This is a genomic window from Niveispirillum sp. FG156, assembly GCF_057809555.1.
In genome coordinates this window covers 88,263-111,406 of record NZ_JBMDKE010000023.1, presented here as the reverse complement: position 1 = coordinate 111,406, position 23,144 = coordinate 88,263, and the positions used below count along the sequence as shown (strand labels likewise).

The 23,144-nt window shown below is 60.0% G+C and carries 22 protein-coding genes and 1 tRNA gene; 14 read left to right on the top strand and 9 right to left on the bottom strand.

From position 1 onward, the window contains the following. The first annotated feature begins 277 nt into the window (after positions 1 to 277). The 3 genes from ACODSP_RS16115 to ACODSP_RS16105 are packed head-to-tail and all read left to right on the top strand — an operon-like array spanning position 278 to position 2,293. Positions 278 to 1,585 (top strand): site-specific integrase, encoded by a 1,308-nt coding sequence (locus ACODSP_RS16115; protein ID WP_488966586.1) that lies wholly within the window; start codon positions 278 to 280, stop codon positions 1,583 to 1,585. Between the two features lie 60 nt (positions 1,586 to 1,645). Then, complete coding sequence (locus tag ACODSP_RS16110; protein ID WP_488966585.1) at positions 1,646 to 1,960, top strand: helix-turn-helix transcriptional regulator; 315 nt, start codon at positions 1,646 to 1,648, stop codon at positions 1,958 to 1,960. 42 nt (positions 1,961 to 2,002) lie between these two features. Further along, positions 2,003 to 2,293 carry a helix-turn-helix transcriptional regulator gene (locus ACODSP_RS16105; protein ID WP_488966584.1) on the top strand — a complete coding sequence of 97 codons (291 nt, stop codon included), beginning with the start codon at positions 2,003 to 2,005 and terminating at the stop codon, positions 2,291 to 2,293. A 397-nt stretch (positions 2,294 to 2,690) separates the two neighbouring features. On the opposite strand, the gene ACODSP_RS16100 is transcribed toward ACODSP_RS16105, so the two are convergent. Beyond that, positions 2,691 to 3,011, bottom strand: coding sequence for a helix-turn-helix domain-containing protein (locus ACODSP_RS16100; RefSeq protein ID WP_488966583.1), 321 nt, complete (start codon positions 3,009 to 3,011; stop codon positions 2,691 to 2,693). Between the two features lie 126 nt (positions 3,012 to 3,137). On the opposite strand from ACODSP_RS16100, the gene ACODSP_RS16095 reads away from it, so the two are divergent. The 9 genes from ACODSP_RS16095 (at position 3,138) to ACODSP_RS16055 (ending at position 10,136) form a co-directional block, all read left to right on the top strand. Beyond that, complete coding sequence (locus ACODSP_RS16095; protein WP_488966582.1) at positions 3,138 to 3,719, top strand: hypothetical protein; 582 nt, start codon at positions 3,138 to 3,140, stop codon at positions 3,717 to 3,719. 128 nt (positions 3,720 to 3,847) lie between these two features. Then, positions 3,848 to 4,138: a hypothetical protein gene (locus ACODSP_RS16090; protein WP_488966581.1), complete on the top strand. Its 291-nt coding sequence runs from the start codon at positions 3,848 to 3,850 to the stop codon at positions 4,136 to 4,138. 12 nt (positions 4,139 to 4,150) lie between these two features. After that, positions 4,151 to 4,750, top strand: coding sequence for a hypothetical protein (locus ACODSP_RS16085; RefSeq protein WP_488966580.1), 600 nt, complete (start codon positions 4,151 to 4,153; stop codon positions 4,748 to 4,750). A gap of 34 nt (positions 4,751 to 4,784) precedes the next feature. Continuing rightward, on the top strand, positions 4,785 to 4,979 hold the full coding sequence (locus ACODSP_RS16080) for a hypothetical protein (RefSeq protein ID WP_488966579.1): 195 nt from the start codon (positions 4,785 to 4,787) through the stop codon (positions 4,977 to 4,979). Between the two features lie 36 nt (positions 4,980 to 5,015). Beyond that, positions 5,016 to 6,215, top strand: coding sequence for a site-specific integrase (locus ACODSP_RS16075; protein WP_488966578.1), 1,200 nt, complete (start codon positions 5,016 to 5,018; stop codon positions 6,213 to 6,215). A 171-nt stretch (positions 6,216 to 6,386) separates the two neighbouring features. After that, positions 6,387 to 7,019 (top strand): TM2 domain-containing protein, encoded by a 633-nt coding sequence (locus ACODSP_RS16070; protein ID WP_488966577.1) that lies wholly within the window; start codon positions 6,387 to 6,389, stop codon positions 7,017 to 7,019. A gap of 94 nt (positions 7,020 to 7,113) precedes the next feature. Beyond that, a complete protein-coding gene (locus tag ACODSP_RS16065) occupies positions 7,114 to 8,838 on the top strand; it encodes a DNA cytosine methyltransferase (protein ID WP_488966576.1) in 1,725 nt (574 codons plus the stop codon). 22 nt (positions 8,839 to 8,860) lie between these two features. Next, on the top strand, positions 8,861 to 9,265 hold the full coding sequence (locus tag ACODSP_RS16060) for a very short patch repair endonuclease (protein ID WP_488966575.1): 405 nt from the start codon (positions 8,861 to 8,863) through the stop codon (positions 9,263 to 9,265). 100 nt (positions 9,266 to 9,365) lie between these two features. Beyond that, a complete protein-coding gene (locus ACODSP_RS16055) occupies positions 9,366 to 10,136 on the top strand; it encodes a hypothetical protein (RefSeq protein WP_488966574.1) in 771 nt (256 codons plus the stop codon). On the opposite strand, the gene ACODSP_RS16050 is transcribed toward ACODSP_RS16055, so the two are convergent. From ACODSP_RS16050 to ACODSP_RS16030, 5 genes are all read right to left on the bottom strand, one after another. Beyond that, positions 10,114 to 12,222: an AIPR family protein gene (locus ACODSP_RS16050; protein WP_488966573.1), complete on the bottom strand. Its 2,109-nt coding sequence runs from the start codon at positions 12,220 to 12,222 to the stop codon at positions 10,114 to 10,116. The two genes, ACODSP_RS16055 and ACODSP_RS16050, sit on opposite strands and share 23 nt — an antisense overlap. Beyond that, positions 12,222 to 13,172, bottom strand: coding sequence for a PD-(D/E)XK motif protein (locus tag ACODSP_RS16045; protein WP_488966572.1), 951 nt, complete (start codon positions 13,170 to 13,172; stop codon positions 12,222 to 12,224). The genes ACODSP_RS16050 and ACODSP_RS16045 overlap by 1 nt, the downstream gene beginning before the upstream one ends. Further along, positions 13,153 to 15,981, bottom strand: a complete 2,829-nt coding sequence (locus ACODSP_RS16040) for a Z1 domain-containing protein (protein ID WP_488966571.1) — start codon at positions 15,979 to 15,981, stop codon at positions 13,153 to 13,155. Before ACODSP_RS16040 ends, ACODSP_RS16045 begins: the two co-directional genes overlap by 20 nt. After that, a complete protein-coding gene (locus ACODSP_RS16035; RefSeq protein ID WP_488966570.1) occupies positions 15,978 to 17,471 on the bottom strand; it encodes an ATP-binding protein in 1,494 nt (497 codons plus the stop codon). The genes ACODSP_RS16040 and ACODSP_RS16035 overlap by 4 nt, the downstream gene beginning before the upstream one ends. Positions 17,472 to 18,049: 578 nt before the next feature. After that, positions 18,050 to 18,126: transfer RNA gene (locus ACODSP_RS16030), tRNA-Arg, on the bottom strand. A 181-nt stretch (positions 18,127 to 18,307) separates the two neighbouring features. On the opposite strand from ACODSP_RS16030, the gene gpt reads away from it, so the two are divergent. Next, complete coding sequence (gpt, locus tag ACODSP_RS16025) at positions 18,308 to 18,793, top strand: xanthine phosphoribosyltransferase (protein WP_488966569.1); 486 nt, start codon at positions 18,308 to 18,310, stop codon at positions 18,791 to 18,793. Here the strand turns inward: gpt and ACODSP_RS16020 are convergent. From ACODSP_RS16020 to ACODSP_RS16010, 3 genes are all read right to left on the bottom strand, one after another. Further along, on the bottom strand, positions 18,768 to 19,352 hold the full coding sequence (locus ACODSP_RS16020) for a hypothetical protein (RefSeq protein ID WP_488966568.1): 585 nt from the start codon (positions 19,350 to 19,352) through the stop codon (positions 18,768 to 18,770). The two genes, gpt and ACODSP_RS16020, sit on opposite strands and share 26 nt — an antisense overlap. Before the next feature lie 104 nt (positions 19,353 to 19,456). Further along, positions 19,457 to 20,581: a M48 family metallopeptidase gene (locus ACODSP_RS16015; protein ID WP_488966567.1), complete on the bottom strand. Its 1,125-nt coding sequence runs from the start codon at positions 20,579 to 20,581 to the stop codon at positions 19,457 to 19,459. 2 nt (positions 20,582 to 20,583) lie between these two features. Next, the gene (locus tag ACODSP_RS16010) at positions 20,584 to 21,837 is read right to left on the bottom strand and encodes a DUF898 family protein (RefSeq protein WP_488966566.1); all 1,254 of its coding nucleotides are present in this window, start codon (positions 21,835 to 21,837) and stop codon (positions 20,584 to 20,586) included. 236 nt (positions 21,838 to 22,073) lie between these two features. On the opposite strand from ACODSP_RS16010, the gene ACODSP_RS16005 reads away from it, so the two are divergent. Then, complete coding sequence (locus ACODSP_RS16005) at positions 22,074 to 23,135, top strand: Fe(3+) ABC transporter substrate-binding protein (RefSeq protein WP_488966565.1); 1,062 nt, start codon at positions 22,074 to 22,076, stop codon at positions 23,133 to 23,135. The last annotated feature ends 9 nt before the right edge of the window (positions 23,136 to 23,144 follow it).

Here is a 23,144-nt window from a genome sequence, read left to right as displayed (position 1 = left end):
ATTCCTCTGGGGGTTCGGCCGCGCCGCGCAAACTTGTCCGCTAGGACGCTCGATCGTCACAACAGTCTATTAGGGAGGCCACTGGCGGCGGCCCCCCTGCCATTCGGCCTTCACCGCTCGGGCTCTGTCCGATCGCGGTCGGCCAGCCGGTACAGCGCCTGAATTCCTCTGGGGGTTCGGCCGCGCCGCGCAAACTTGTCCGCTAGGACGCTCGATCTTCACGACAGTCTATTAGGGAGGCCGCCGACACCGGTCATCCCATAGCGCATCGCTGCCCATGCCGAAGCCGGGTATCCGGCTTCGCCTTCATCCGGCACGCCGCGGACAAAGTCACTCAACACAGAACAACCACGCATCCGTGCTGACGACGGCGGCCGAGCCGACGCAGCATATCCATGTTCATCAAAAGGAAAGCGAAACCATGAAGGCTGAACTCAACGCCAAGCTGCTTAAGAAGCCCCCGTTGATTCCACCGGGCCAAAAGAGTTTGAGGGTCTTCGATATCATCCTCATCGGACTCTTCATCGAAATCTGCAGGAACTGCATCACCTTCTACGTCAGGGTGCGAAACAACTGCCGTCAGGAACGCAATATCAAAATCGGCAGGTACGGTGAAATCACGCTGGACCAGGCCCGCAACAGGGCGAAGGAACTCCGTGCCGAGGCGACGCTCGGTCGCGACCCCGCGGCGGCACTCGACAGGGCCCGCACCATGCCCTCGATGCAGGACTTCATCACCGAGCACTACACACCGTACGCCCGGTCCAATCTCCGCAGTTTCGAGAACTGCAAGGCATATTTCCACCGGATCATAACCCAGATGGGGAGGCTGACCCTGGACAAGGTCCAGGTCAGCGACATTCAGAACTTCAAGACGGCCTTGATGCACGAGGGGTTGGCCAACGGTACGGTCAACCAGCATCTGGCCACCGTGCGGCGGGTCCTTAATCTCGCCATCAAATGGCGGGTATTCGACGGTCCCAACCCGGCAGAATCCCCTGGCATGTTGCCGGAGCGGTCTCGCGATGCCCGTCTGACCGATGAGCAGGCGTCGGCGCTTATGGCGGTCTTCCAGCGAATGCCTGACCGGAACGCCGTGGCCGCCATCCAGGTGCTGGCTTTTACTGGTGCCCGCCGCGACGAAATTCTGAAAGCCCGGTGGGAAGACCTGCTCGATGGGGTCCTGACCGTGCCACTGTCGAAGAGCGGCAAGAGCCGGCACATCTATCTGCCGACGCCCGTGATGGAAATCCTCAGTGAGCGTCGCCGCCACCGGGACCCGGCCAACCCGTTCATTTTTCCCGGTCACGTCGTCGGCGCGTCCCTCGTTGACGTGAGGCGCACCTGGAACCGGGTCAAGAAGCTCGCCGGGTTACCGCCCACGTTCCGCCTGCATGACCTGCGGCACAATTTCGCCAGTGCCCTGGTGAACCAGGGAGTGCCCCTGAGTGAGGTCGCCATCCTGTTGGGTCACAGTGATCCCCGCGTGACACTTCGGTACGCCCACTATGCACCGGACCGCCTGATACAGACGGCATCCAGGGCTTCCGCCGGCTGGACCACCATCGATCGAGCTACCGCCTGAACGGCAGCTCCTGACGGTGGGATGAACGTCCCACCGTCATCAACAAAAAGGAGAAACAGAATGCTCCACAGGCGCAATGCCTCCAAGCCGTCCCCCAAGGACGCCGCCGCGTCCAGGTCGGGCCACGCGCCGCCGCAGCCCGTTGACGCGCGGCAGATCGAGTTGATCACGCCGACTGAGGCTGCCGAATACCTCAAGGTTTCGGCCCGTACATTGGCACGGTGGCGGATCACCGGTGACGGCCCGCCGTTCCGGCAGCTGTCGTCTCAGGTCGTCCGGTATGAGCGAGCGGACCTGAACGCCTGGCTCGAGAACCGCGTCAGCCGTAGCACGCTGGAAGCCGCCGACGTACTGCGCACCACCGCTCAGCGCTGACATCACACCACTAACGAAATGCACCATATCGAGGAGTCTACAATGACTGAACGGCACCAGAAGCCCAAGAACGTCTTCGACGTCCCCCTTGATGAACACTACAAGCGGGAGGCCTGGAAGATGAGGCAGAGGCTCCTGTCCGGCTATGCCATTCCGCAGGGCAATTTCCTCACTTCGGAGCAGGCTGCGGAGTTGCTGACGGTCTCGACCAGCCAGCTCGCGATCTGGAGGAGAAATGGTGAGGGACCCGTCTGGTGGGACCTCGGTCAAAGGATGATCCGCTATGAACGGTCTCTGCTTTTGATCTGGCTAGCCGCCCAGGAAGGGTACTGATCGTTCCAGCCCTGCCCGCCCCCTTGAACCGCTAGCCGCACCCAGGAATGACCAAGCCCCCAAGCGAACCCGCATGGGGGCTTCCCACTGTTCACTTGATGCCAAACGAAAGTGACTCCAACACGGCATGTCGGTCCCATTATGCTGCAAACTGGATGCCGATCAGTTACGCCCCTTGCCGCGGCTGTGCAGATCAACACGCCGGTCAAGCCGTTGCGGGTCATTGATGAACTCGATACCAGCGGCGACCAGGGCCTTCCTGATCTTCCCCATCGTGGACATGGAAGCCGTCATGGTCCCCAGGGCGTTATATGCGGCTCAGTGGCGAACTGTGGAAGGTCGCTGCCCAGGTAGTTCTAAAAACGGATGCCCCTCGTGCGGTCACACGGAGCGGTGATCATTCCTCGTCCGTGGAAGAGGATCCGTTAGGTGTTCCCGTCCCCGTAGATGGGCGCACCAAAACCCCAGTGACGCCATCTTCGCGATTAATGAAGCTGATCCCCGCAGCCATCAGTGTGGCCCTGATCTTTTCCATCGTGGACATCCGGGCGTCATGGGCCGGACTTCGTTCGATGCGGCTAAGGGAGGTCAGCGAAATGCCCGCCCGGTCCGCGAGTTCGCGCTGTTCCCAGCCCAGAAGCGCCCGTGCAGCGCGGATTTGCCGAATGGTGATCATGCTGTTGAGGGGATGGCAGCCACCGTCAACGCGCAAGGGCATGGAAATAGATTAGCATGAACGACGTTCTATAAGTCGTTATAGGCGCATTTAACGTCCAAACCGATGATACTTCCGCCAAACCTGAGCCGGGGATGCGCCCGAGTCGGGTTCTGCTTCGGAGGTGTCATGCTACGTATTGTCGTGATCGTGCTGGTTCTGGTCTTAGCCATCACCATCATCCATGCCCTGGCCCGGCAAGGGCTGTTCCGCAGTATCGGCGATCTGTTTCTCATGACCGCCATCGGCGCCCTGGGTGCCAAGATCGCCGACGTGGACCAGATCATCCCCTTCCTGAATCATCGCAGCGCCGTCACCCACTCGATCTTCCTGCCCATGGTGTTAGCCATGGTACCCGGTGTGCGTGCGGCCGCCGGGCCGCTGTTCCTGGGGATGAGTTGCCACCTGATCGCCGACTTCTTTCCAAGCCGCATGACCGGGTTCGCCCTGATCCAGGTGCCGGGCTGGGGTTCCATCGGAATGGTGCTGTCCTATGTCTGGCTGGGCATCAACGCCCTGATCGCCTGCGCGATGGGGCACGCGCTGCTGAAGGACGAAACCAGCGGCTTCGTGCGCTTTCTGGTGACCATGGCTCTAAGCATCGGGGCCTACTACTACCTGCTGGTCCTGGAAGGGTCACGATGGGCGTTCGGCACCTTCATCACGGTCTACGGGCTGACCTATCTGGGCAGCCTGCGTGAGGAGGAGTGAGCCGTCACTGATCGTGCTTTCAACCGCATTTCATTGCCCTGACACGCCTCCCGGCGTTGTCCATGTCCCTCAACAAAGGCCCCGTTCCAGCGCTGGTACGGGGCCTTTCCGTTTTCGGAGCCCTGGCAATGGAAGAACCCAAGGAACCCTTCTGCGACCTCACACGCCGTCTGTACGGCGAGCACCACCCGGCCCTGGTGCCGGAAACCGTCAGCCTCAGGCGCGCCCTGACGCAGGAAGACGACCCGCTGCACATCATCGCCTACCTGCGCAGTGTCGGCATCACGGTGGCCAGTCTGCCCGACCTGCTAGCCATCAATGATGATCCCGCCGAGGAGGAGTTGCACGCCTACCCCGTGCGGGAGGGCGTCGCCGTGTCGGTGGCGTCGGAAGACGCCTGGCAAATCTTCACGCCGTGAAGGGGGCCGGGCATGATCGACATTCCCGCCGATGCCATCGTCCTGGAACAGCGCAGTTCCGATGGCCGCTTCATCCTCTTCACCAACACCGACCGGCCAGGGGACTTCCCCATCCCCTGGAACGGGGCCTGCCTGGACACGCTGGGCGATGCCCACGGCATCCTGCTGCGCTGCCGGGACGGTGACAGCCCCGACGGGTGGGCACCCGCCGAATTGCTGGCCGTCCTGGAAGAGCGGGCCAGGGCCGAATATGCCCGGCGCCCGGCCCCTCTCGCCGACCGGGTGCAGACGCTGGTGGAACGGGCCCATCGCCTGGAAGCCCAGCGCCAGCCCAAACCCAGGCCGGTGGATTTCCGGTCGGGTGCCGCCGGTGCCGATTACCTATGGACCGAGGCGTATGTCGGCGACTTGCGCCTGTCCCTCTGCCCTGACGCCGTCAGCCAGGGTGAAGGTGTCAGCCCGGAACAACTGCTGATGGTTCTGCTTCAGTTCTACATGGACCTGACGCGGACACCGCCGACTGATCGGACGCTCCTGTCGATACGCCTTGCCGTCTCCCGTGCCCTGGACACGGAGCGGCGACGGTTGGCCGTGCTGACCGGTCGCCCCTGATCCATTCCACACGAACCACGAAAAGGAGCGCCACATGCTGCGCTTGAAGCTTCTCGCCCCCCGCCTGCCTGTCGGGCCGGCAGGACAAATCCTGTTCCTCTGCGTCTCCGCCGCTGTCCAAGGCAGCCTTCAGTATCTGGCATCCCGCCAAGCGGCGAACCATCGTGCCAATGCGGATGATTTCGACATCCACATGTCGGCGCGTCGGCGGCACGCCGATACGCCCTGACACATCTCCCCTTCATCCTGAAAGGAGGTTTGCACCATGAAGGCTGCCATCACTCAAACGCTGCTGCGCAACCTGCCCTCGATCCCAGAGGGCAAGCGCTATGTCCGCATCTTCGATACAGGTCAGCCGGGCCTGATCCTTGAGGTTCAGGCCAACGGCGGGACGTTCTATGTCCGGGTCGTCGATTCCCGACGGCGCACCCGTGACATGAAGATCGGCCGGCTTTCAGACGTCACCCTGACCCAGGCCAAACGGCGGGCGGTCGAGTTGCGGGCACAGGCCGCCATGGGGCAGGACCCGGCTGGAGACCTGGATAAGCGGCGCGCTACCCCCACCATCAGCCGCTTCATCCATGAACAGTTCCTGCCCTATATCCGCGACCGGCGGCGGGGACACGACAACATGGGCATCTACTGCCGGCGCATCGAGCAACAGTTCGGTTCCAAGGCGCTGGATGAGGTCACCCCCGCCGATGTCCAGGCCATGAAGACCAAGTTGCGGGAATCAGGGCTGGCCAACGGCACCGTAAACCGCCACCTGGCTGCCATCCGCAGCATGATAAACCTCGCAATCCGCTGGAAGGTCGTGACCTGCGACAACCCCGCTTCGTCGCCCGGCATGCTGCTGGAGCGGCCGCGAGACATGTATCTCAGCGATGAACAGGCGCATGCCCTGTTCGCCGCCTTGAAGGAGGTGGGCAACCGTGCGTCTGCCGCAGTCATCGCCATGCTGGCCGTCACGGGAGCCCGCCGGAATGAGATACTGAATGCCCGTTGGGATGAGTTGGATATCAGCCGGCGCATCCTCACCGTGCCGGTGTCGAAAAGCGGCAAGCCCCGCCGCATCTTCCTGTCCGACCCGGCCATGAAGATCATCGCCTACCAGGCTCGCATCCGGAACGACGGGCACCCCTACATCTTCCCCGGCGGGATGCCGGGCCGTCCTCTGATTTCGGTAAAGAGAACGTGGGAGCGGGTCAAGAAGATGGCCGATCTGCCCGATGACCTACGCGTGCATGACCTGCGGCACAGCTTTGCCAGCGTGCTGGCGAACAGAGGGGTGCCCCTCAACGAGATCGGGACGTTGCTGGGGCACAGCGACGTCCGGATGACGGCGCGGTACGCGCATCATGCACCCCAGCGCCTGATCGAGTCCGCCAACCACGCCGCTACATCGTGGGGATTGATCGAGGGGCCAGGGACTTCCGAAGGGGTCGTGGAGATAAACGTCGAATAAGGCGCTCTGAGCGTCTTTTGGTGTGTTAAGCTAGTTGGGGTGAAATCGCCTGAAAGTTCAGGAGTCCTGCTCGCTTCATCTCCCCCACACCACACTCGTATCGCCAGCCTTCAGGCAGATACGCAACCGGCGCTCAGCGCCATCCCTGAAATCGATGGAAAGGATAACGCCATGTCGGCGAATGAAGACTCATGCGTAAACGTTACCCACATCTCCTTGGGCGACGCTTTCGCCACCATGACCAAGGCGATGCAGGAGATGGGAGGCAAGATCAAGGTCACCGACCCCGCCAGTGGGACATTGGAAGGGGCCTGGCGGTACGGGATCAACATGTTTGGCCTGCGGGTCACCGCCCGGTTCCGAGCGCTGGATGAGGGTCAGGTGGAGGTCACCGTCAAGGGCGGCTTCAAGGATGCCTTCGACACCAGCGGCGCTGGCCGCCGCAAGGCGGTCGAGGTGTTCCAGCGGTATGTCGCGCTGGTCGCTGCGGGGCCGGTAAGCGGCGATGCCCAGTTGGGTGCCGCTCCGGCTGCGCCGACCATCCACCGGCACCTGGGGAAGACAGAGGCTGTCCTGCTGGCCCTGTTCCTGGGTGGGGTCGGTGCCCACCGGTTCTATCTGGGTTCGTGGGGAATCGGGCTGGTCTATGTACTGGCCTTGGCTGTCCATCCGGCACTTGGGGGCGCTGTCCGGCGTGGCAGAGGCCATCCGGCTCTTCTCGATGAACGGGGCGGACTTCGACCGACGGTACAACTATCAAATTGCCACGCCACTATTGCTGTGAGGCGGTTGGGGTGGATATGAAGAGAAGCGGGAGCAGCTGACTCCCGCTTTTTTTGACCAGTGTCACCAGAGCAATTGGATGCGTTGTGGTCGAAAGCCGACGGGATTGTCCAAAATGAAGATTGAAATTCCCGTCATTGATATATTTGCTGGACCTGGTGGCCTAGGAGAGGGCTTCTCCCGTTATGATAATTATTTCAAGGATAACATAGCCTTCCGGACAAGACTCTCGATCGAGAGGGACAAGGTCGCGGCACGTACTCTGCGGCTGAGGGCATTCGTAAGAGCCTTCAGCGGACGGACTATTCCTGAATGCTATTACAACTACGTCCGCTCGACCACGCCTGCCGACAAGGAAAAATGGGCCACAGAGATGGCCGAGCTTCCCGAATGGGGGGCTGCCAACGAAGAAGCCTGGAATGCCACTTTGGGCGAGGTTCTTTTCACCGAACTGCACACCCGGATCGGAGAGGCCATTCGAGGTCACGACCTTTGGTGCCTTCTAGGCGGCCCCCCCTGCCAAGCGTACTCGGTTGTTGGCCGGTCACGCCGGATGGGGATCGGTGAAGGAATCCGCCAGTCGGGAGACGACGAACTTCAGAAGGCGGAACGCGAGCGCAAGGCCGAGGCCTTCTACAAGGATGACAAGCACACGCTTTATCGCGAATACCTGAAGATCGTCGCGATTCATCAGCCGCCATTCTTCGTGATGGAGAATGTCAAGGGTATCCTGTCGTCCCGCCTCGACGATGGCAGCTATGTATTTGACAAAATTCTCAAGGATCTGGCTGATCCATGGGAGGCAATCGCCGGCGAAGATCTGCCGGATGAGGTACTCGCGAAGTTCACACCCGACAAGAAGTTTGGCTATGCCATCCATTCATTCGTAGCCTCGCCTGACAAGGCGAACAACTGTTACCGCAAGGTCGACTACCTGATCCGCAGCGAGGATTATGGTGTCCCCCAGGAACGACACCGAGTCATCCTGCTAGGTATCAGGGATGATCTGAATCTTGTTCCCTCTCCATTGGAAAAGGCAGAAGCACAGACAACCCTTGCCCAGGTGATTGGCGATCTGCCCACGCTTCGCAGCGGCCGCAGTGGGCGGATACGCCACAAGGTCAGAACTGAAAAGACGGATACAGCCGCCGCGTGGATCGAGGCGGTTAAGTCGGAAACCGGCAAGATCATCCAGGACGTGGGTGATCTGGACCCAACGATCCAGCAGGTGATGGAAGATGCCCTTGAGCAGCTTGACCCAAACCTGACAAGGGGCGGATCATTCGTTCATTCGGAGACTTGGCAGGGACCCGCCCACGAACTGGCGAATTGGTACCGGGACGACTCCCTTGGGGGGGTTCTTCAGCATGAAACCCGCGATCACATGGATGCCGATTTCGCGCGCTATCTGTTTGTGTCTGCCTACGGCGCGACAACGAACGATTCTCCCAAGTTGCGTCATTTCCCGATTAGCCTTCTGCCTGATCACGAGAATGCGCAAACTGAGGAAGGTCGCCGCGTCTTCCATGACCGGTTCCGTGTCCAGTTGGCAGGGCGTCCGGCTACCACCGTGACTTGCCATATTCGGAAGGACGGGCACTATTTCATCCATTACGATCCTGCGCAGTGCCGCAGCCTGACGGTCAGGGAGGCTGCCCGCATACAGACCTTCCCGGATAACTACTTCTTCGAGGGTAATAGGACGGAGCAGTATGAGCAGGTCGGCAATGCGGTTCCACCATACCTCGCAGTTCAGCTCGCCAAGGTTGTGGCACAGTTGGTCAAGGAGATGCCCGATGAAGCGCGCGATGTTGTGACAACGGGGGCAGAGGTTGGCTGAAAGACGACATCGTGGGGACATCATGTCGCCAGAGAAGCGGAGCGCCGTCATGTCGCGGATACGGGGCAAGGACACCGGCCCCGAGCGCACCCTGGCTGCCGCAATGGCTGAACAGGGCTGGGAATGGGAATCTCATGCCCGTGATCTTCCGGGCAGACCCGACTTTGTCTTCAGGGACGCTCGGTTTGTCGTGTTCGTCGATGGCGACTTCTGGCACGGCTGGCAATTTCCGCAATGGAGGGACAAACTCTCCGAGAAATGGGAAGCCAAGATCGAATCCAATCGCCGCCGCGATTCCCGGAACCATAGGGCGCTTCGCCGGGCAGGATGGAAGGTAATCAGAATCTGGGAGCATCAGATCAAGGCGAACATAGCTAGAGCCATCCAGCGCATCAGTAACACTATTGCCATTTGCCCTCAAAACTGACGGTGCCCCAAGCATAGTATCCTTGTAGATATTAGCCTACAAAATGCGGTATATACGGTTCGCGCCGCGATGTCGGAAAGCGCAAGAAAGCCGTCTGCTCATGCCTCCCGATAATCCAGACAAGAAGCGAAATCAGTCACTCTGGAGTGACGAAGAACTTCTGGCGGCGGTAGAAGCCTACATATACATGGTCAGGCTTCAGCAGAGAGGGGTGAAGAGTACCGAGAACATGACTACCCCACTCCTCATGACCGGGCCGCTTGCCGGGCGCAACGAAGCATCTATTCGCTATCGGATGCGGAACATTTCTGCTGTGATTCATGAGCTTGGCGGCCAAGTCCTAGACATATATTCCCCGGCAGAACAGGTCGGGGCAGGGGTTCGAGAGCGTCTTCGCAAAATATTACTCGCGCATCCAGCATTCGAGCAGCTTAGGTCCACTTTTGGCGCGCAGGTACTCGGGCTTCGATCCGGATCGGACAAAGTCCAGGACGTGGCTCCTGTCTTGAATGAACTGCGGAAGCGTCTCGATGATTTCGAGGCGTCAATGGCTGGAATTGGGCATAACCATCCACCAGAGCCGATTGAGTCGGCGTTTGATCGAAGTGAAATATCTAAGATCAAGGAAGATTTAGCGAATCTTGAAGCTGAGCTATTCAAAAAACAGCCCGATATATCAATAAAGAAAAAGATTATTGAGAGTTTGATCGGCTTCGGCCTCAAACTGAGTATCTGGGTAGGGCAACGTGTTACTAAGTTTGTCGATGCAGCCTTGGTAATTGCAGCTCCGATTGTTGTTGCAAAAGCCACCAACGTGCTGCCGAGCCTTATCGAAGTTGTGCATTCAGTTACCCAACTGACTGGAAGGTAGCGGTTATATTGTCCATAAAGCCGGCCTCCTTGCATCTGGTCAATAACGCCATCAGTCGACCCGCCTGCCGATTGGTCGGAATCCTTTGTGGCGTGGACGTTACCAAAAGCAGTATCTTTTCATCCTCCGGCCCTAGAAAGCGCATCTCCGTCGCATAGTCGCGGACGGCGGTCCAGGAAGCGGCGCTACGGGATATAACTTCGCTGACCGCCCTTATGCCGTCATCGATCTTTCCTTCATTCCGCGCATCACGGATGGCAGCCTTCGCTTCGTCCGGCGGCAGCAGGAAAGCATTAAATCCATCCACCAGCGGTACATCAGCTTCCATGGCTACCTTCGGGCAGGCCTGATCTTTAGCCCACTCTGAAGGACTTCTACCAGCCAGCGGTGGGTTGCAAATCACTTGCTTCATCTGCTCGGCAATGAGCGCCAACTGGGCCTCGAGAACGTTCCCGGCAGATTGTAGCTGCCATATCCGAAGATAGTTCAGACGACCACCGCTGGATTGGTCCCGGGACAGGACAGCAAGACGAGCAAGGGAGTAAGCTACGATCTGAGACCGAAGACCAGGGACGTACCAGGAAGCCTCAGAAACCAGACGTTCCGCAGTCAGAAACAAGATCGTTCGCGCGACCGCTGACTTGAACCAATCGTCACCATAGAGAGGCTTCTTTTCCCCCCACTCCTTGGTGATCCGGTCAGCAAAGCTGTTGAAACTCTTCTCGGCCCCTTTGCAGGCGATCTCGGGCAGACCGTCGAAGCAGTTCTCAACCTTCGCAAGATCGGTCTTTGTGATGACCTGATGCTTAGGATTCAGCCGAAGGAACTGATTCTTGCCAGCATCAGTCATCCCGGCTTGGTCGTTGAGGTGTTGGCCCCTTGCCCGCTCATAGTACCAGTGGGTCTGCACCTGCGATGTGCCGACTGCCGGGGCCAGGATGCGGCGCGACATCTCCTCAATCTTGCGATGGAATTCGTGGTTGGCGAAGAAGTCGCTCGGCTTGATACCATTCTGCGAATTGGCGAAACGCGAGATTCTCGGGATCATCTGTAGAGCGAGGTCGGTCTGGACAACCGAAAGTTTCATCGGAACGAAAACCCTAGAGAGGTCCTTCTTGTCCTTGTCTCGACGCGCCGCCGCCAGGGATGCCGTGGTCTGAGCGCCGTTGACGATCTGCAAGTCGGTCGCCGAGCGGATCATCAACGCGCCGCTGTCGGTGGTGAAGACCTCGACCCCTGAGGCCGTACAGGCAATTCCGTTATTGTAGGCGAAGAACCGCTCAGGTTCCTTGGCGATGGTGTTTGCGATCCCCTTGTTGACGCCACTGCGCCGGCCCAGAAAGGTTCGGACATTGCCTTCAAGTAGGCGGCTACCATGGAGAATATAGATGTCGGCCAGCACTTCGGCCGGGACCACAGCCAAATATCCGCTATAGCCGGAACTCCCGACTGGTCCAGGCAGAACAGGGAGGCCACCACCAAGTGCGTGAGAGAAATCGACGACAAGGTCATCTCTTGCGCTTCGTGCCTCATGGATGCGCTTTAGTCTCGTCACGTCCCAAATCTGGAAGGTGATTGTCAGGCCTTCCTTTGTTTCTTCAGGAGCCAGTTCCCGCAACTTGTCGCTGACACATCTGTCGGTGATAATATGCAGTCTCAGGGCGGAGAAGTTTTCTGTGCGATATAGTCTTCGGGCGAGCGCCCAGAGGGGGCGACTTTCCTCTATATTGGTACCTAGCCAACCATTACGGGAGTACTCGAAGACGTTGATCAGTCGGTTGAAGCCCTGATCTCTCGCTTCTGTTCTGGTGAGATTAGACGGCATCTCTACGACACCAGTATGCAGGGCGACGAGCAGGTGAAGTGACTCGTCTGCTTCGTCAAACGCAAAGGCATCAATCTCCAGCTTCCTGTTGCTGGGACCGGCAACCAGTTCAGGGCAGAGTTCGAAATCCGGCAGCTCACCGGCTTCACGCAACCGTTCGAGCACTTCCTCGACGAATCCTTCCCGCAAGCCGCAGGCGCGAGTTTCGGCTCTTGATGCCGCGCTGGCAAGCACATCGGAACGGTACTCGTCCTCTGTCATCAATTGGTTCCCCCAATCACCTCGAAATCCTTGACTGCCGATAACTCGACAAGATAGCTCACCTCATCTATGCCGATGGGGACATCCGCCGCCACAATGCGCGGAAATCCATCCGTCAGCCGGTAGCAGTGCGCTCCGGCGAACCTGACGGCGTATTCTCTGTGTTGAGCATGATCGTGCCAGCGCGCGGCTGCCAGTCTGCTGTGGAACTCATTAAGAGCAAGAGGTTCGCACTCAAGTTGCTCCCTCAGCGCATCGATGATCGCTGCCGCGGTTATTGCCCCTTCCGTCTCCAGGCTGACATCTGCCAACCGGAACAGGCGAAGCTCCATCGGATCGGTTCCCGGGTCGAGTTGTCCAAGACCATTGACTCGGAAGGCGTCGGCATCCGGTCGGATTGTTTTCACTTCGATCCGCAGACCGTCCGGTAGCAAAAAGTCCTGCGGACTGCCCAGAGGTCCATTCCAACTGCTGACAGCCTCGATCAGCGGATTTCGTTCCATCAGGGACTGCAGGACAAGCAGTTCTCCAATCAGCCCACGCAATTCGCTGGTCGATAACCCACCTCTGTCGCCCTCAAGGAGCGCACGCCAACGCTCAACCCTGCGCAGGATGGTTGCTGGAGCGGTCTCGGCACTTACACCTGAGCGGGTGAAGGCGATGATATCCTGGCTCAATCCTGCAAAGACAGCGTGCAGGGAAGGTTCATGAAGTGACAAGCGTAGCCACCACCGACCATCAGGACGCTGCCCCCGTTCGATGGCGATGGCCTTCATTTGGCGGAATTCAGGCGGTCGCGCAGGACAGAACAACACCAACCCGGGACGGGCAGGCAATTCGAACTCGGCGTAGAGGTCCAGAGGATGAAGAGCGTCCACCCGCCTGTGAAGCTTGGTCTGGCCTGTATTCCGCAGGTCGTCCCAGAGAGCGTCAATCGTCGCCATCGTCATCCATCAGTAGCTCGTCGTCAAAATCGGGCGCGAAAAGTTCGTCCTGGGCAACCTTGTTGAGGCGATATTTGATCAACCGCGTTGGTGCATCGGGGTCGCTTGCCCCGGGGAAATGAAGCGCGAGAGCGGGCAGAATCACGCCGCCTTCGTAGGCGGGACCGTCGTCCGTTTCGTAGCCTCTCAGGAGGTAAATTATGAGAAGCGGATTCCGCATTCTCTCTCTATAGCAGTCTTCTTTGACCCTCCCGCCTTTGTCACGCCAGTCTTCTGGGGCCGTCTCTTTGATGATTTGTGTTTCCTGAATATTCAAACCGTGCAGGACGTCACGCCTACCACCAACTCTTGAGCTTTTTCCAGAAACCATGATCGAGTAGGTGTTTTTTGAGACTTTTATTTTGCGTCGTTGCGCTGCGATCTCTAGTTCTGGCAATCCTTTCAAATCTGCTTCGCCAGCGGGACGAATTTTTCCCGCGGTTCCGTTGGTCAGGATCGCGACGCTCCATCGTTCGAGGGAAGGGTTCTGTTGAGAACCCATCGTGCGAAGAAAATCTGCAATGCAGTCACACTGAAAGTCATGATTAAGAGGATGAACAGCGAATTCATCCAAAAATCCAGCAACCTCTGTCGCCTCGACATCATTCCAAAGCACGGCTCCTCCATGCTCCGATGCCTGTGGCTTGCCGCGTTTATCAACCAGATAAGACACGAAGGAATCGACATGCGCGAAATTACTACTGTTCCGCCGCTTGTCTGAATAAAGCAAAGTTGATTCGACCCCGCGTCCGGTCAGCGATACCTCAAACTTAGCCTCAAGAACATCCACACCCGTCGCCATCTTATTCCTGGCTGTAATCAGAAGGGTGTCCGGGTGGCAGCGAACCCGCAGCCCGAACTCTTTCGGCGTTGCTTTGCGCCGCTTCATCCGTGCGAACTCGCGTTTCAGTTCGCCGGTCGCCTCGGTGATGTGGCGATACCAGCCCACCGCATCCGGAGTTAGCCAGAGTTGGCAGAGATCGCCATAGCCATCCCGGTAGCCGAACCACCGCCCCATCTGAAGGAGGGTATCGTACATCTTGGAGTTTCGTAGGAAGTAGCTTGTTGAAAGCCCTTCCAAAGTGAGGCCGCGCGAAAGGCTGTTGCCGCCGACAGCGATGACCCGCACACCCGGTTCTGCCTTAGCCACAGAATAGTCCAGTTTGGCCGCACCCGTGGACTGGTTCACCGCCTGGACTTCAATGGGTGAGATGGATGCATGTAGGGCTTCAAGAACCTCGTCCCAGTCGAACCCAGCTGAAGCGAAGCGTGTTTCGAAGCTACTGGCGAGTGCAGCGATCACCGGACTGCTGGCTGCTGCCTTGGCTGCCCCCAAAGACCCGTAGAGCCTGACGGCTCGGCGAATGTCCTCCAGTTCTGTGTGAATGACGGCAGCAACGTTGTTTTGCACGTCCGTGAAGCGCGAAACGTTGACCAGCATGGAACGATGGATGCCTCCCCCCTTGCCGGAATGACCGACACAGGCCCGCAAGTCCCGAAGGGTTGTAGCCAATAGGAACCCCCGCAGAGCCTCCTTGAGCGAGTCCGGTAGCCAGTCCACCTCGTAGTCCTTCTGGTGGGTAACCGGCAGCCAATTGTCGGCATCCTCGATGCCGATGAGGATGCTGGTGTAATCCGAAGGCACGCGATCATCAGTTTCATCAGGATCGGCCTGGGCAAAAATGGCATTCATTCCGACGTAGTTGTCGGGGGGCTCCAGCACATGGATGAAATCTCCGGGGAATAGGTCGTTGCCTATCATGTCACTGGTGGACGCCGGATCGATGAAGATGTTCGCGAACGGAGTTGCCGTGAAACCCACGTAGCTGGATCTGGTGAACAATTCCAGGATGTCGCGAATGCCACGGTTGATGGCGGTCACCTGTCCCGGCTTCAGCTTGGTATTGATCGACGCGTTGTCCGCTTCGTCATCGATCAGAAGAAGGGGAACGTCGATCTTTCCGGCATGGTTCGCATTCTTGGCGCGAAGCCAGGCCGCCAGCCTGGACAGGACCGAGGCATTCTTCTTGCTGACGACCAGAACCGGTTCCTTCACCGCTCCGAGCGAGATGTTGAGGGCTGAGGCGGCGTCCTTCTTGAAGTCGTTATCTCTCGAAGTAAAAACGATGCCATCACGCCGTCCGTCGAGCAGGCCGACGCCCACATGCGTCTTTCGCCGACCTACCTGTGAACTGGCCAGGAAGTCACGGCTGTCGAGGCCAACAAAAGCAGCATCCAGACGTTCCTGGGTCTGACGCCTGACATTCTCAAGGGTGCCAGTTAGCAGCACAACCATCCTGTAGCCTGCATCCGCTGCCTTGCAGATCAACGCGGCATAGGACGCAGTCTTGCCGGACTGGACGTCGCCCACGACCAGCCCCCGCCGCTTCCATTCCCCTTCCTTTTCTGGGTTGCCCATCAGGTCGAGCAGTTCGTCCGTTGTCCGGTCGAGAGTGGAAACGACCAGCGGCCCCCAGCCGCTGCGGATCAGCATCTGGCGATATCGGTTCCAGTAGAAGGGGTCGATCTCCACTTTGCGGGCCGAGAGCCAGGGATCGTGCTCTTCTTCAGATATGAGAGTCTTCCCCATCTCCATGCGGATACTGTACCGGGCATGCAGAAGCTTCCGGGTCTCGCTGATGAATGTGTCCGATAGTCCGAAGCCTAAGGCCATGCCGGCCAGAACCTTGTCGATCTGTTCCTCGGTTGGTGGCGGATCGAGGGGAATCAGGTTGGCAACGGACGATGCCAGTGCCTCGGGGGATTCGATGTTCATGGATGGAGCTTCCCAATGATGCGTTGCGCCATATCCGGATAGCGACTGAACGGGTCGGTCAGATGAAGCTTTTCCAAGACAGCCTGCTTCATCTCGGGTACTCCAGCGAATGCACCCAGAAGCGTGGTGGCCAGTGCCTCAAGTTCGTCCTCGGTCATCTCGGCCTCGCCACTTCCGATCGGCAGATCGTTGCTGACGTGGACATAGATGTCATGGACCGGAACCGAGTCCTCAAGCAGGCGATAGACCTGTTCCATCCCGATGCCCGAGGAGGCCCCATTCAGCACGGCCTGCAGGACCGGGTGGGATCTGTTAATCCGCCATGTCACAGCTCCGCCGCGCAACTCGTACCGTTCCCACAAGGATACCCTGTCGGCCTCGACGGGAACGCCACGATGCTTATAGACGGCCTTGCTGCGATTGGTGACTGTGCCGACGATGCGTTTCAGGTTCGGTCGCAGAGCGATAGGAGGTTCCGCCATGGTCTTGCGAACATCGACCTTCCAGAGATGGTCTAGTTCAATGGGCACATCGACCTTAATGCGCGCCAAGCGGATGAGCTCGTCTGACGGCACAATCCTGTACCAGCCCCCGGGGACCATAAGCCGCCCGCCCCGATAGATGTAGAAGCCGTGCGCAGTCTTCAGGCTCTCGCGCCCACCGACCTTGTCCATCTCGGTCGCCACCATGCGCGACGGAAAGGGAAGTACATACGGTGTCACGACGACATCATGCCCACCGACGGCAAATTTCTCAGTGTGGAGACTTTGCCCACGCGGATGATTCCCGAGGAAAGGATCGAGAACCGGCAGCGTGCGTCCATTCACGTTAATGGAGAATGCCCCCAACATCTCCCCCGACAGAAAACGGTGAAAGACCATGGCCAGATGATCAGCTACTCCCTCCATGGCCTTCTCAAGCTGTCGCAACGGAGAAGTGGAATCGATGGGATATAGTCGGTCAAGCTTCTCCCAGATGACCGCAGTTCCGTGGCCCTGTGCCATCAGAGTCGCAAGAGCATCAGGAAGGACCTCTTCAGAAGTTGGCTTCTGAAGCCACCACGTTCGGCGACGTTCGCATTCGTCCAGGTCCCAGGTTCGAATGGCAAGGTCGCCGCCCTTCAGGGAAGCAACCGTCATCCGCCGACATTGAGACAGTGAGGCCGTTTTCATCCCCAGGCCGAACCGGCCCAGATCGCCGTCCGGGCGGCTCTCGCGTGGATCACGACTGCCGAAGCGCATGGCCGCGACGAGTTCACCATCTGACATTCCTTCGCCATCATCAATGATGGCCACGAATGCCGAGGCCCCTCCTGAAAAGCGAATGGCCACCGAACCGGCCTTAGCAGCAATGCTGTTGTCCACCAGATCGGCAATTGCGGCCGGTGTCGAATATCCAATAGCCCGAAGGGATTCCATGAGAACCGGAGCCACGGGAGGCAGTTCCATGCCTCTCTCACCCGCCAGCGCCGCGGCCTCCGCTTCCCTCATGCTCCTTAGCTCCCCCAGGGATTACTACCTTTAGGGCCCATCCTATTTCAAATCATCCAAAGATCAACGGAGGAAGCTCTCCTCCAACGGGACGTGGTGGTGCAGAGTACGTCTTTTCATAAGAGCCGGGGATGATCACGTCTCTTGGGGTTGAGAGCTCCCATCGGCTGCGCCTACATATCTATGGACAGGGAGCTGGGCGCGGCCGTCAGGTAGGTGAGCAATGACGTCAGCGTGCAGCTCCCGAATTTGAGACAAAGGTCCCTGATCGAATGTCTGGTTCTCATGATTGTCGAGTGAGTCCGCACGGCAAACATGAGAAGTGAAGCTGACAACACTGGCCCTCTGTGGGGCGTGGGATTTCCCCATCCTGACGGGCTTACCAGCACGGCCAGCACCCTGGATTCGCCCGATGCGGGCTTGGTGCAGCGCTGACCGGGTACCCACTCTGGCCCCTGAGTCGAGCCCTTCGACAGCCTCTCAGGCCAAAGCGTGTGGATAGCGTGGGGCGCGGCAAAGCCCACCCACGGCACACACCGTGGCAGCAGCCTAAACCCCAAGGTCCGCTAGGGAGAAAATGGCGCGCCCGAAAGGATTCGAACCTCTGACCCCCAGATTCGTAGTCTGGTGCTCTATCCAGCTGAGCTACGGGCGCGCATTTTCCGATTTCCGGTACCCGGTGAGGGGTGCCGTCCGGTGAGGTGGCGCTTGTATCCGATGCGGATGGGGATTGCAACGGGATTTTGTGGGGCTTGTGCGCAACGCCGATCTGACGTGATTGCCGTCTGCCCCGGCATCGGCTATTCCTGCCCCAAACCCATGATAGCAGGCCCGCCTTGACCAACAAGATTCAGAACCCCGACAAGAATTTTCCCGTCACCTGGGAAGAACTGCACCGCAATGCCAAGGCGCTGGCCTGGCGTCTGGCCGATCATGCCAAGTGGAAGGGCATCATCGCCATCACGCGCGGTGGTCTGGTTCCGGCGGCCATCATCGCCCGCGAGCTGGACATCCGGGTCGTGGAGACCATCTCGGTCAAGAGCTATGACCATCAGACCCAGGGCGAGATCCGCGTGCTGAAGGCCGCTGATGCCGTCACGGATGGTGGCAAGGACTGGCTGCTGATCGACGATCTGGTCGATACCGGCAAGACGGCGGCCTATGTGCGCAAACTGCTGCCCAACGCGCATTTCGCCACCATCTATGCCAAGCCGGCGGGTCGTCCCCTGGTCGATACCTTCATCACCGAGGTCAGCCAGGATACCTGGATCCATTTCCCGTGGGATCTGTTGCCCGTCAGCTACCTGCAGATCGAACGGTAAGTTTGGTTTGACCTGTCTGTGGCGGGGCGGGGCTGCGTAACGGCAGTGTCACCCCGCCCAGCAGGAAAGTGGTGGCAAGCGCCAGAAGCGGTGCCGCCACGTCCCGCTGACGTGCCGGCGACACAAGGTGCGATAGCAGCCAGGCTGCCGATGGCCGGCCCCGCGCCCCGCGCTGCAACAGCGACACCAGGGTCAGCAGAGCCCGTTCATCGGTCGACAGGGCCGAACGGCAGCCATTGCCGATATCGGGCCGCCCCGCCGGATATTGATGCAGCAGTTCCATCACCTCTTCCCAGGCGATGACCGCGTCCTCCCACCCTTCGGGCAGCAGGCGCTGAAACTCCATCTCCACCTGATCCCAGCGGAAGCGGCCATGGCGCCAGCGCCGTGCCGACCAGAGCAGTAGCTGTTCGCCCCGCGACAGGGTGAAGACGGTGCCGCCCTCCTGTAACCCGGCCAGCAGGCGGACACGGTCCATATGCGCGCCATCCGGCTGTTCCGGCCCCGTTTGCGCCGTGCCGGCCGCCAGGTCGGGCCACCATAATGCCATCTCGTTCATCACCGCCTCCGACGCCATCCAGTCCGATATCCACGACGCTATTGCGAATCGTTCTTAATTGCAAGATGGAAAACGGAGAATGCCATTGGGGTGGCTGACCCGGTTCAGTCCGGCTTTGCGGCAGATGCGGGGAGTGCTGGTGCGGGTTGTTTGCAGATGGCCCGTAGGGCGGTCCATTCCTCACCGGTCAGTGTCTCGCCCTGTGTGCGGGTGCCGACGGCGGCGCGGTCCAGCGTGGTGATCCGTTCCGTCAGGGTAGGGTGACTGCCGATCCATTCGGCCAGAACGCCGTCTGCCTCGGGATGCTCGTCCCGGATGGCCGTGAACAGTTTGGACAGGCCGGCGGGCGACACCCCTGCCTCTGCCAGCGCGTCCAGTGCGAATTGATCAGCCTGGCGTTCCTGATCCTGGCTGAATTCCGATTCGACCATTTGGCTGACCCCGACGGCCAGCACGCCGCCGCCAACATCCCCCACCACCATGGAGATCAGCGCCGAACTGAGGCCATAGCGCATCACCCGTTCCATGGAATGGCCGTGATGCAGGTGCCCCAACTCGTGCCCCAGCACACCCAGGACAGCATCCGGCCCGTCGGCCCTGTCCATCAGGGCCGTGGTGACACTGACATGGCCGCCGGGCAGGGCAAAGGCGTTGGGCAGATCGCTGTCGATGATGTGCAGGCGCAGGCCCTGACTTTCGGGCAGCCGCCCGGCCAGTTTCAACAGGGCCTCCCGCCCAGTGGGGGCCGCGCAATGGCGGTTCCCGCCCTCCCGCGTCAGGAAGGCGGTGGCCAGGATCTGCACCTGATCCCCGATCTGCGCCTGCAGCCAGTCGGGCACATGCGGGGCAAGGGTGCTGGCCAGGGCCGGCACCACGATGCGCAGCATGATGACCAGCGACAGAACGGCCCCGCCGATCCAGACGTAAAGCGGTATCTCCCGCCGGGTCCGGTGTTCACGGTGGGCGGGTTGCACCATGCCGGCCCCATGGGCCAGGGTCAGCAGCCGGTTGCCATCCGCCACGGCCAGCACGGCATGCGCATCTGCTGACAGGCCCAGGCGCAGCCGGTCATCGGGGAAGGGGCCGGGCACTGGCGCCACATCCCGCCAGTTCCAGCGGTCCAGTTCAGCGCCCCCTTCCCGATGGATGATCAGGAAAGGGTGCTGAAAATCCAGCTGTACCGGCAGGGTTCGGCCCGTGCGCCGGTCCTCATACGTGGCGTCGATCAAGGTTACCCACCGATCCCGATATCGCCGATGGCATCGGCCAGCCCTTCACCCCGGGTCGGGGCTGGCTGACCACGGTTCAGGATATCATCCAGGACGCCGACATTGTGCAGACGAAGATGCAGGCCGATGATCCGCAGCATTTCCACCTGCACCCAGCCGACCGACAGCAGGCTCAGCAGTGCCAGAATGATAAAGGTCAAGATCACGACAATGATCGCGACATTCAGCGATTTGCCGAAAATAGCCCCGATGACCCCGACCGCCACGATGATGGCAATGTAGGAGACGACGGAAAGGACGAAGGCCACGATCGGCACGCGAACAATCTGACGCCAACCGATCGGCAGCTCCAGGCGCAGACCATCCAGCCAGGTGGCGCCCAGGAACAGGGTCGTGCGCCGCACCGTATAAGCAAACCACAGGCCAAAGCCGATGGCGATTGCCGCAAGGCTGCTTAATATGCCGGCAATGTTCATCTCTGGCGGTGGCGGCGCGGCCTCGCCAACCGCTTGTGCCGCCTGCGCCGCTTCCTGCCATTCCGCCATTGGCAGGGAGAAGATGATGATCGTGGCATACCCCGTCACCAGCAGCAGCCAGGTCGGAATCCAGATGGGCCAAAGCGCATCCGGCCGGGCGGCGGCGCCAAAGCGGGCCGTCCCGAACCAGCTGATGCTCTGCCGGTAATTATAGGTCTTGGCATCCGCCCAGGGCTGGATCAGGCCGCCCGTCAGCAGGGAGGGGATATAGGCTTTTAGATGCACCGACATGAACTGACCCAGCGCCCGGTCCTGACCACCATGGATGCCCCGCCATTGCGTGCGGGTCAGCAGGTAGCGGCGGGCGAAGTAAAGCGCCATCAGGCCCAGCAGACCGGCCCCCAGGCCGATGGCAACCTGTGTCGCCATTTGCTGTAGGAACGCTGTCGGCGGGATCAGGCTGTTCACCAGTACCACGACGCCCATGAACGGCAGCAGCACGACCAGCGCCACCAGGAAGCCCACGAACAGTTCCTTGCCGGTACCGGTATAGGTGAACCGGTCGCCGCGCAGGGTGATGGCGGACCATAAGCGCTGGCGCACCTTGGTGCGGCCCCAGAACCGGTAGATGCCCAGCGTGATGACGGTCAGGAAGGTGTTCAGCAGCAGCAGCCCGATCAGGGAGCCCCGGTCGATATCGACCTGAATGCCATCACTGTCCGGTGGCGTCCCGTCGCCGCCGGGCGTTGTGGGTTCGTCGCTCAAAGGCAGGCTGGTCAATTCATCCCCCCGATTGGTTGCAACCGCAGAGTATGGTTTCCATCCGGGCGCGGCAAGCTGTCGCGGAGAGGATTTGTCAATTATTTCAGTCCCATACAGAGGTATGTGATGGTCGCCACCGGGCAACTCGATAGTTGATTTGCGAATCGCTCTCATTGGCATCTTGACAGGTGGCGGGGCCGGGCCGACATATCGGGCGGACTTAACCGCCGATGGCCCAGCCACATCAGGAGCCGATGATGAAGATGTTCGCCCGCCGTACCCTGCTGCGCACCCTGACCCGCCAGGTGGCGGGCATCGGCCTGGGTGCCGCATTGCTGTCGCTGCCGGCCCTGGCGGCGGGTGCAGCAGAGGTGAATATCTATTCCTCCCGTCATTACGATGCTGACAAGCTGCTCTATGCCGCGTTCGAGAAGGAGACGGGCATTCAGATCAATGTCATCGAGGGCAAGGATGACGAGTTGATCGAGCGCCTGAAGGCCGAGGGGCGCAACAGCCCCGCTGACGTCCTGCTGGCCGTGGATGCGGGGCGTCTGTGGCGTGCGCAGGATGCCGGCGTGCTGCAACCGGTGAAGAGTGCGGCGCTGGAAAAGGCGGTGCCGGCGGAATATCGGGAGAAGGATGGCTATTGGTTCGGCCTGTCGGCACGTGCCCGCGTTATCATCTATAACAAGGACAGCGTGAAGCCGTCGGACCTGTCGACCTATGAGGATCTGGCCGATCCGAAATGGAAGGGCCGCCTGCTGGTCCGGTCTTCCACCAATGTCTATAACCAGTCGCTGACCGGTTCGATCCTGGCCGCCCATGGCGCGGAAAAGACCGAAGCCTGGGCCAAGGGCATGGCCGCTAATTTCGCGCGCAAGCCGCAGGGCGGCGATATCGACCAGATCAAGGCCGTGGCGGCGGGTGAGGGCGATGTCGCCATCTCCAACACCTATTATTTCGCCCGCATGCTGAATTCCAGCAACGCGGCGGAGAAGGCGGCGGCACAGAAAGTGGGCCTGTTCTTCCCCAACCAGAAGGACCGTGGCGCGCATGTGAATATCTCCGGCGCCGGCATCGCCAAATATGCGCCCAACCGCGACACTGCCGTGAAGTTCCTGGAATTCCTGGCCACCCCGGAAGCGCAGAAAATATTCGCCGAGGCCAATTATGAATTCCCCGTGGTGGCCGGCATCCCGTCCCACCCGGTGGTCACCGCCTGGGGCGACTTCAAGCGCGACAGCCTGAATGCCAGCGTCTATGGCCAGAACAATGCTGAAGCCTTGAAGATCATGGACCGGGCCGGGTGGAAGTGAGTTTTTCGG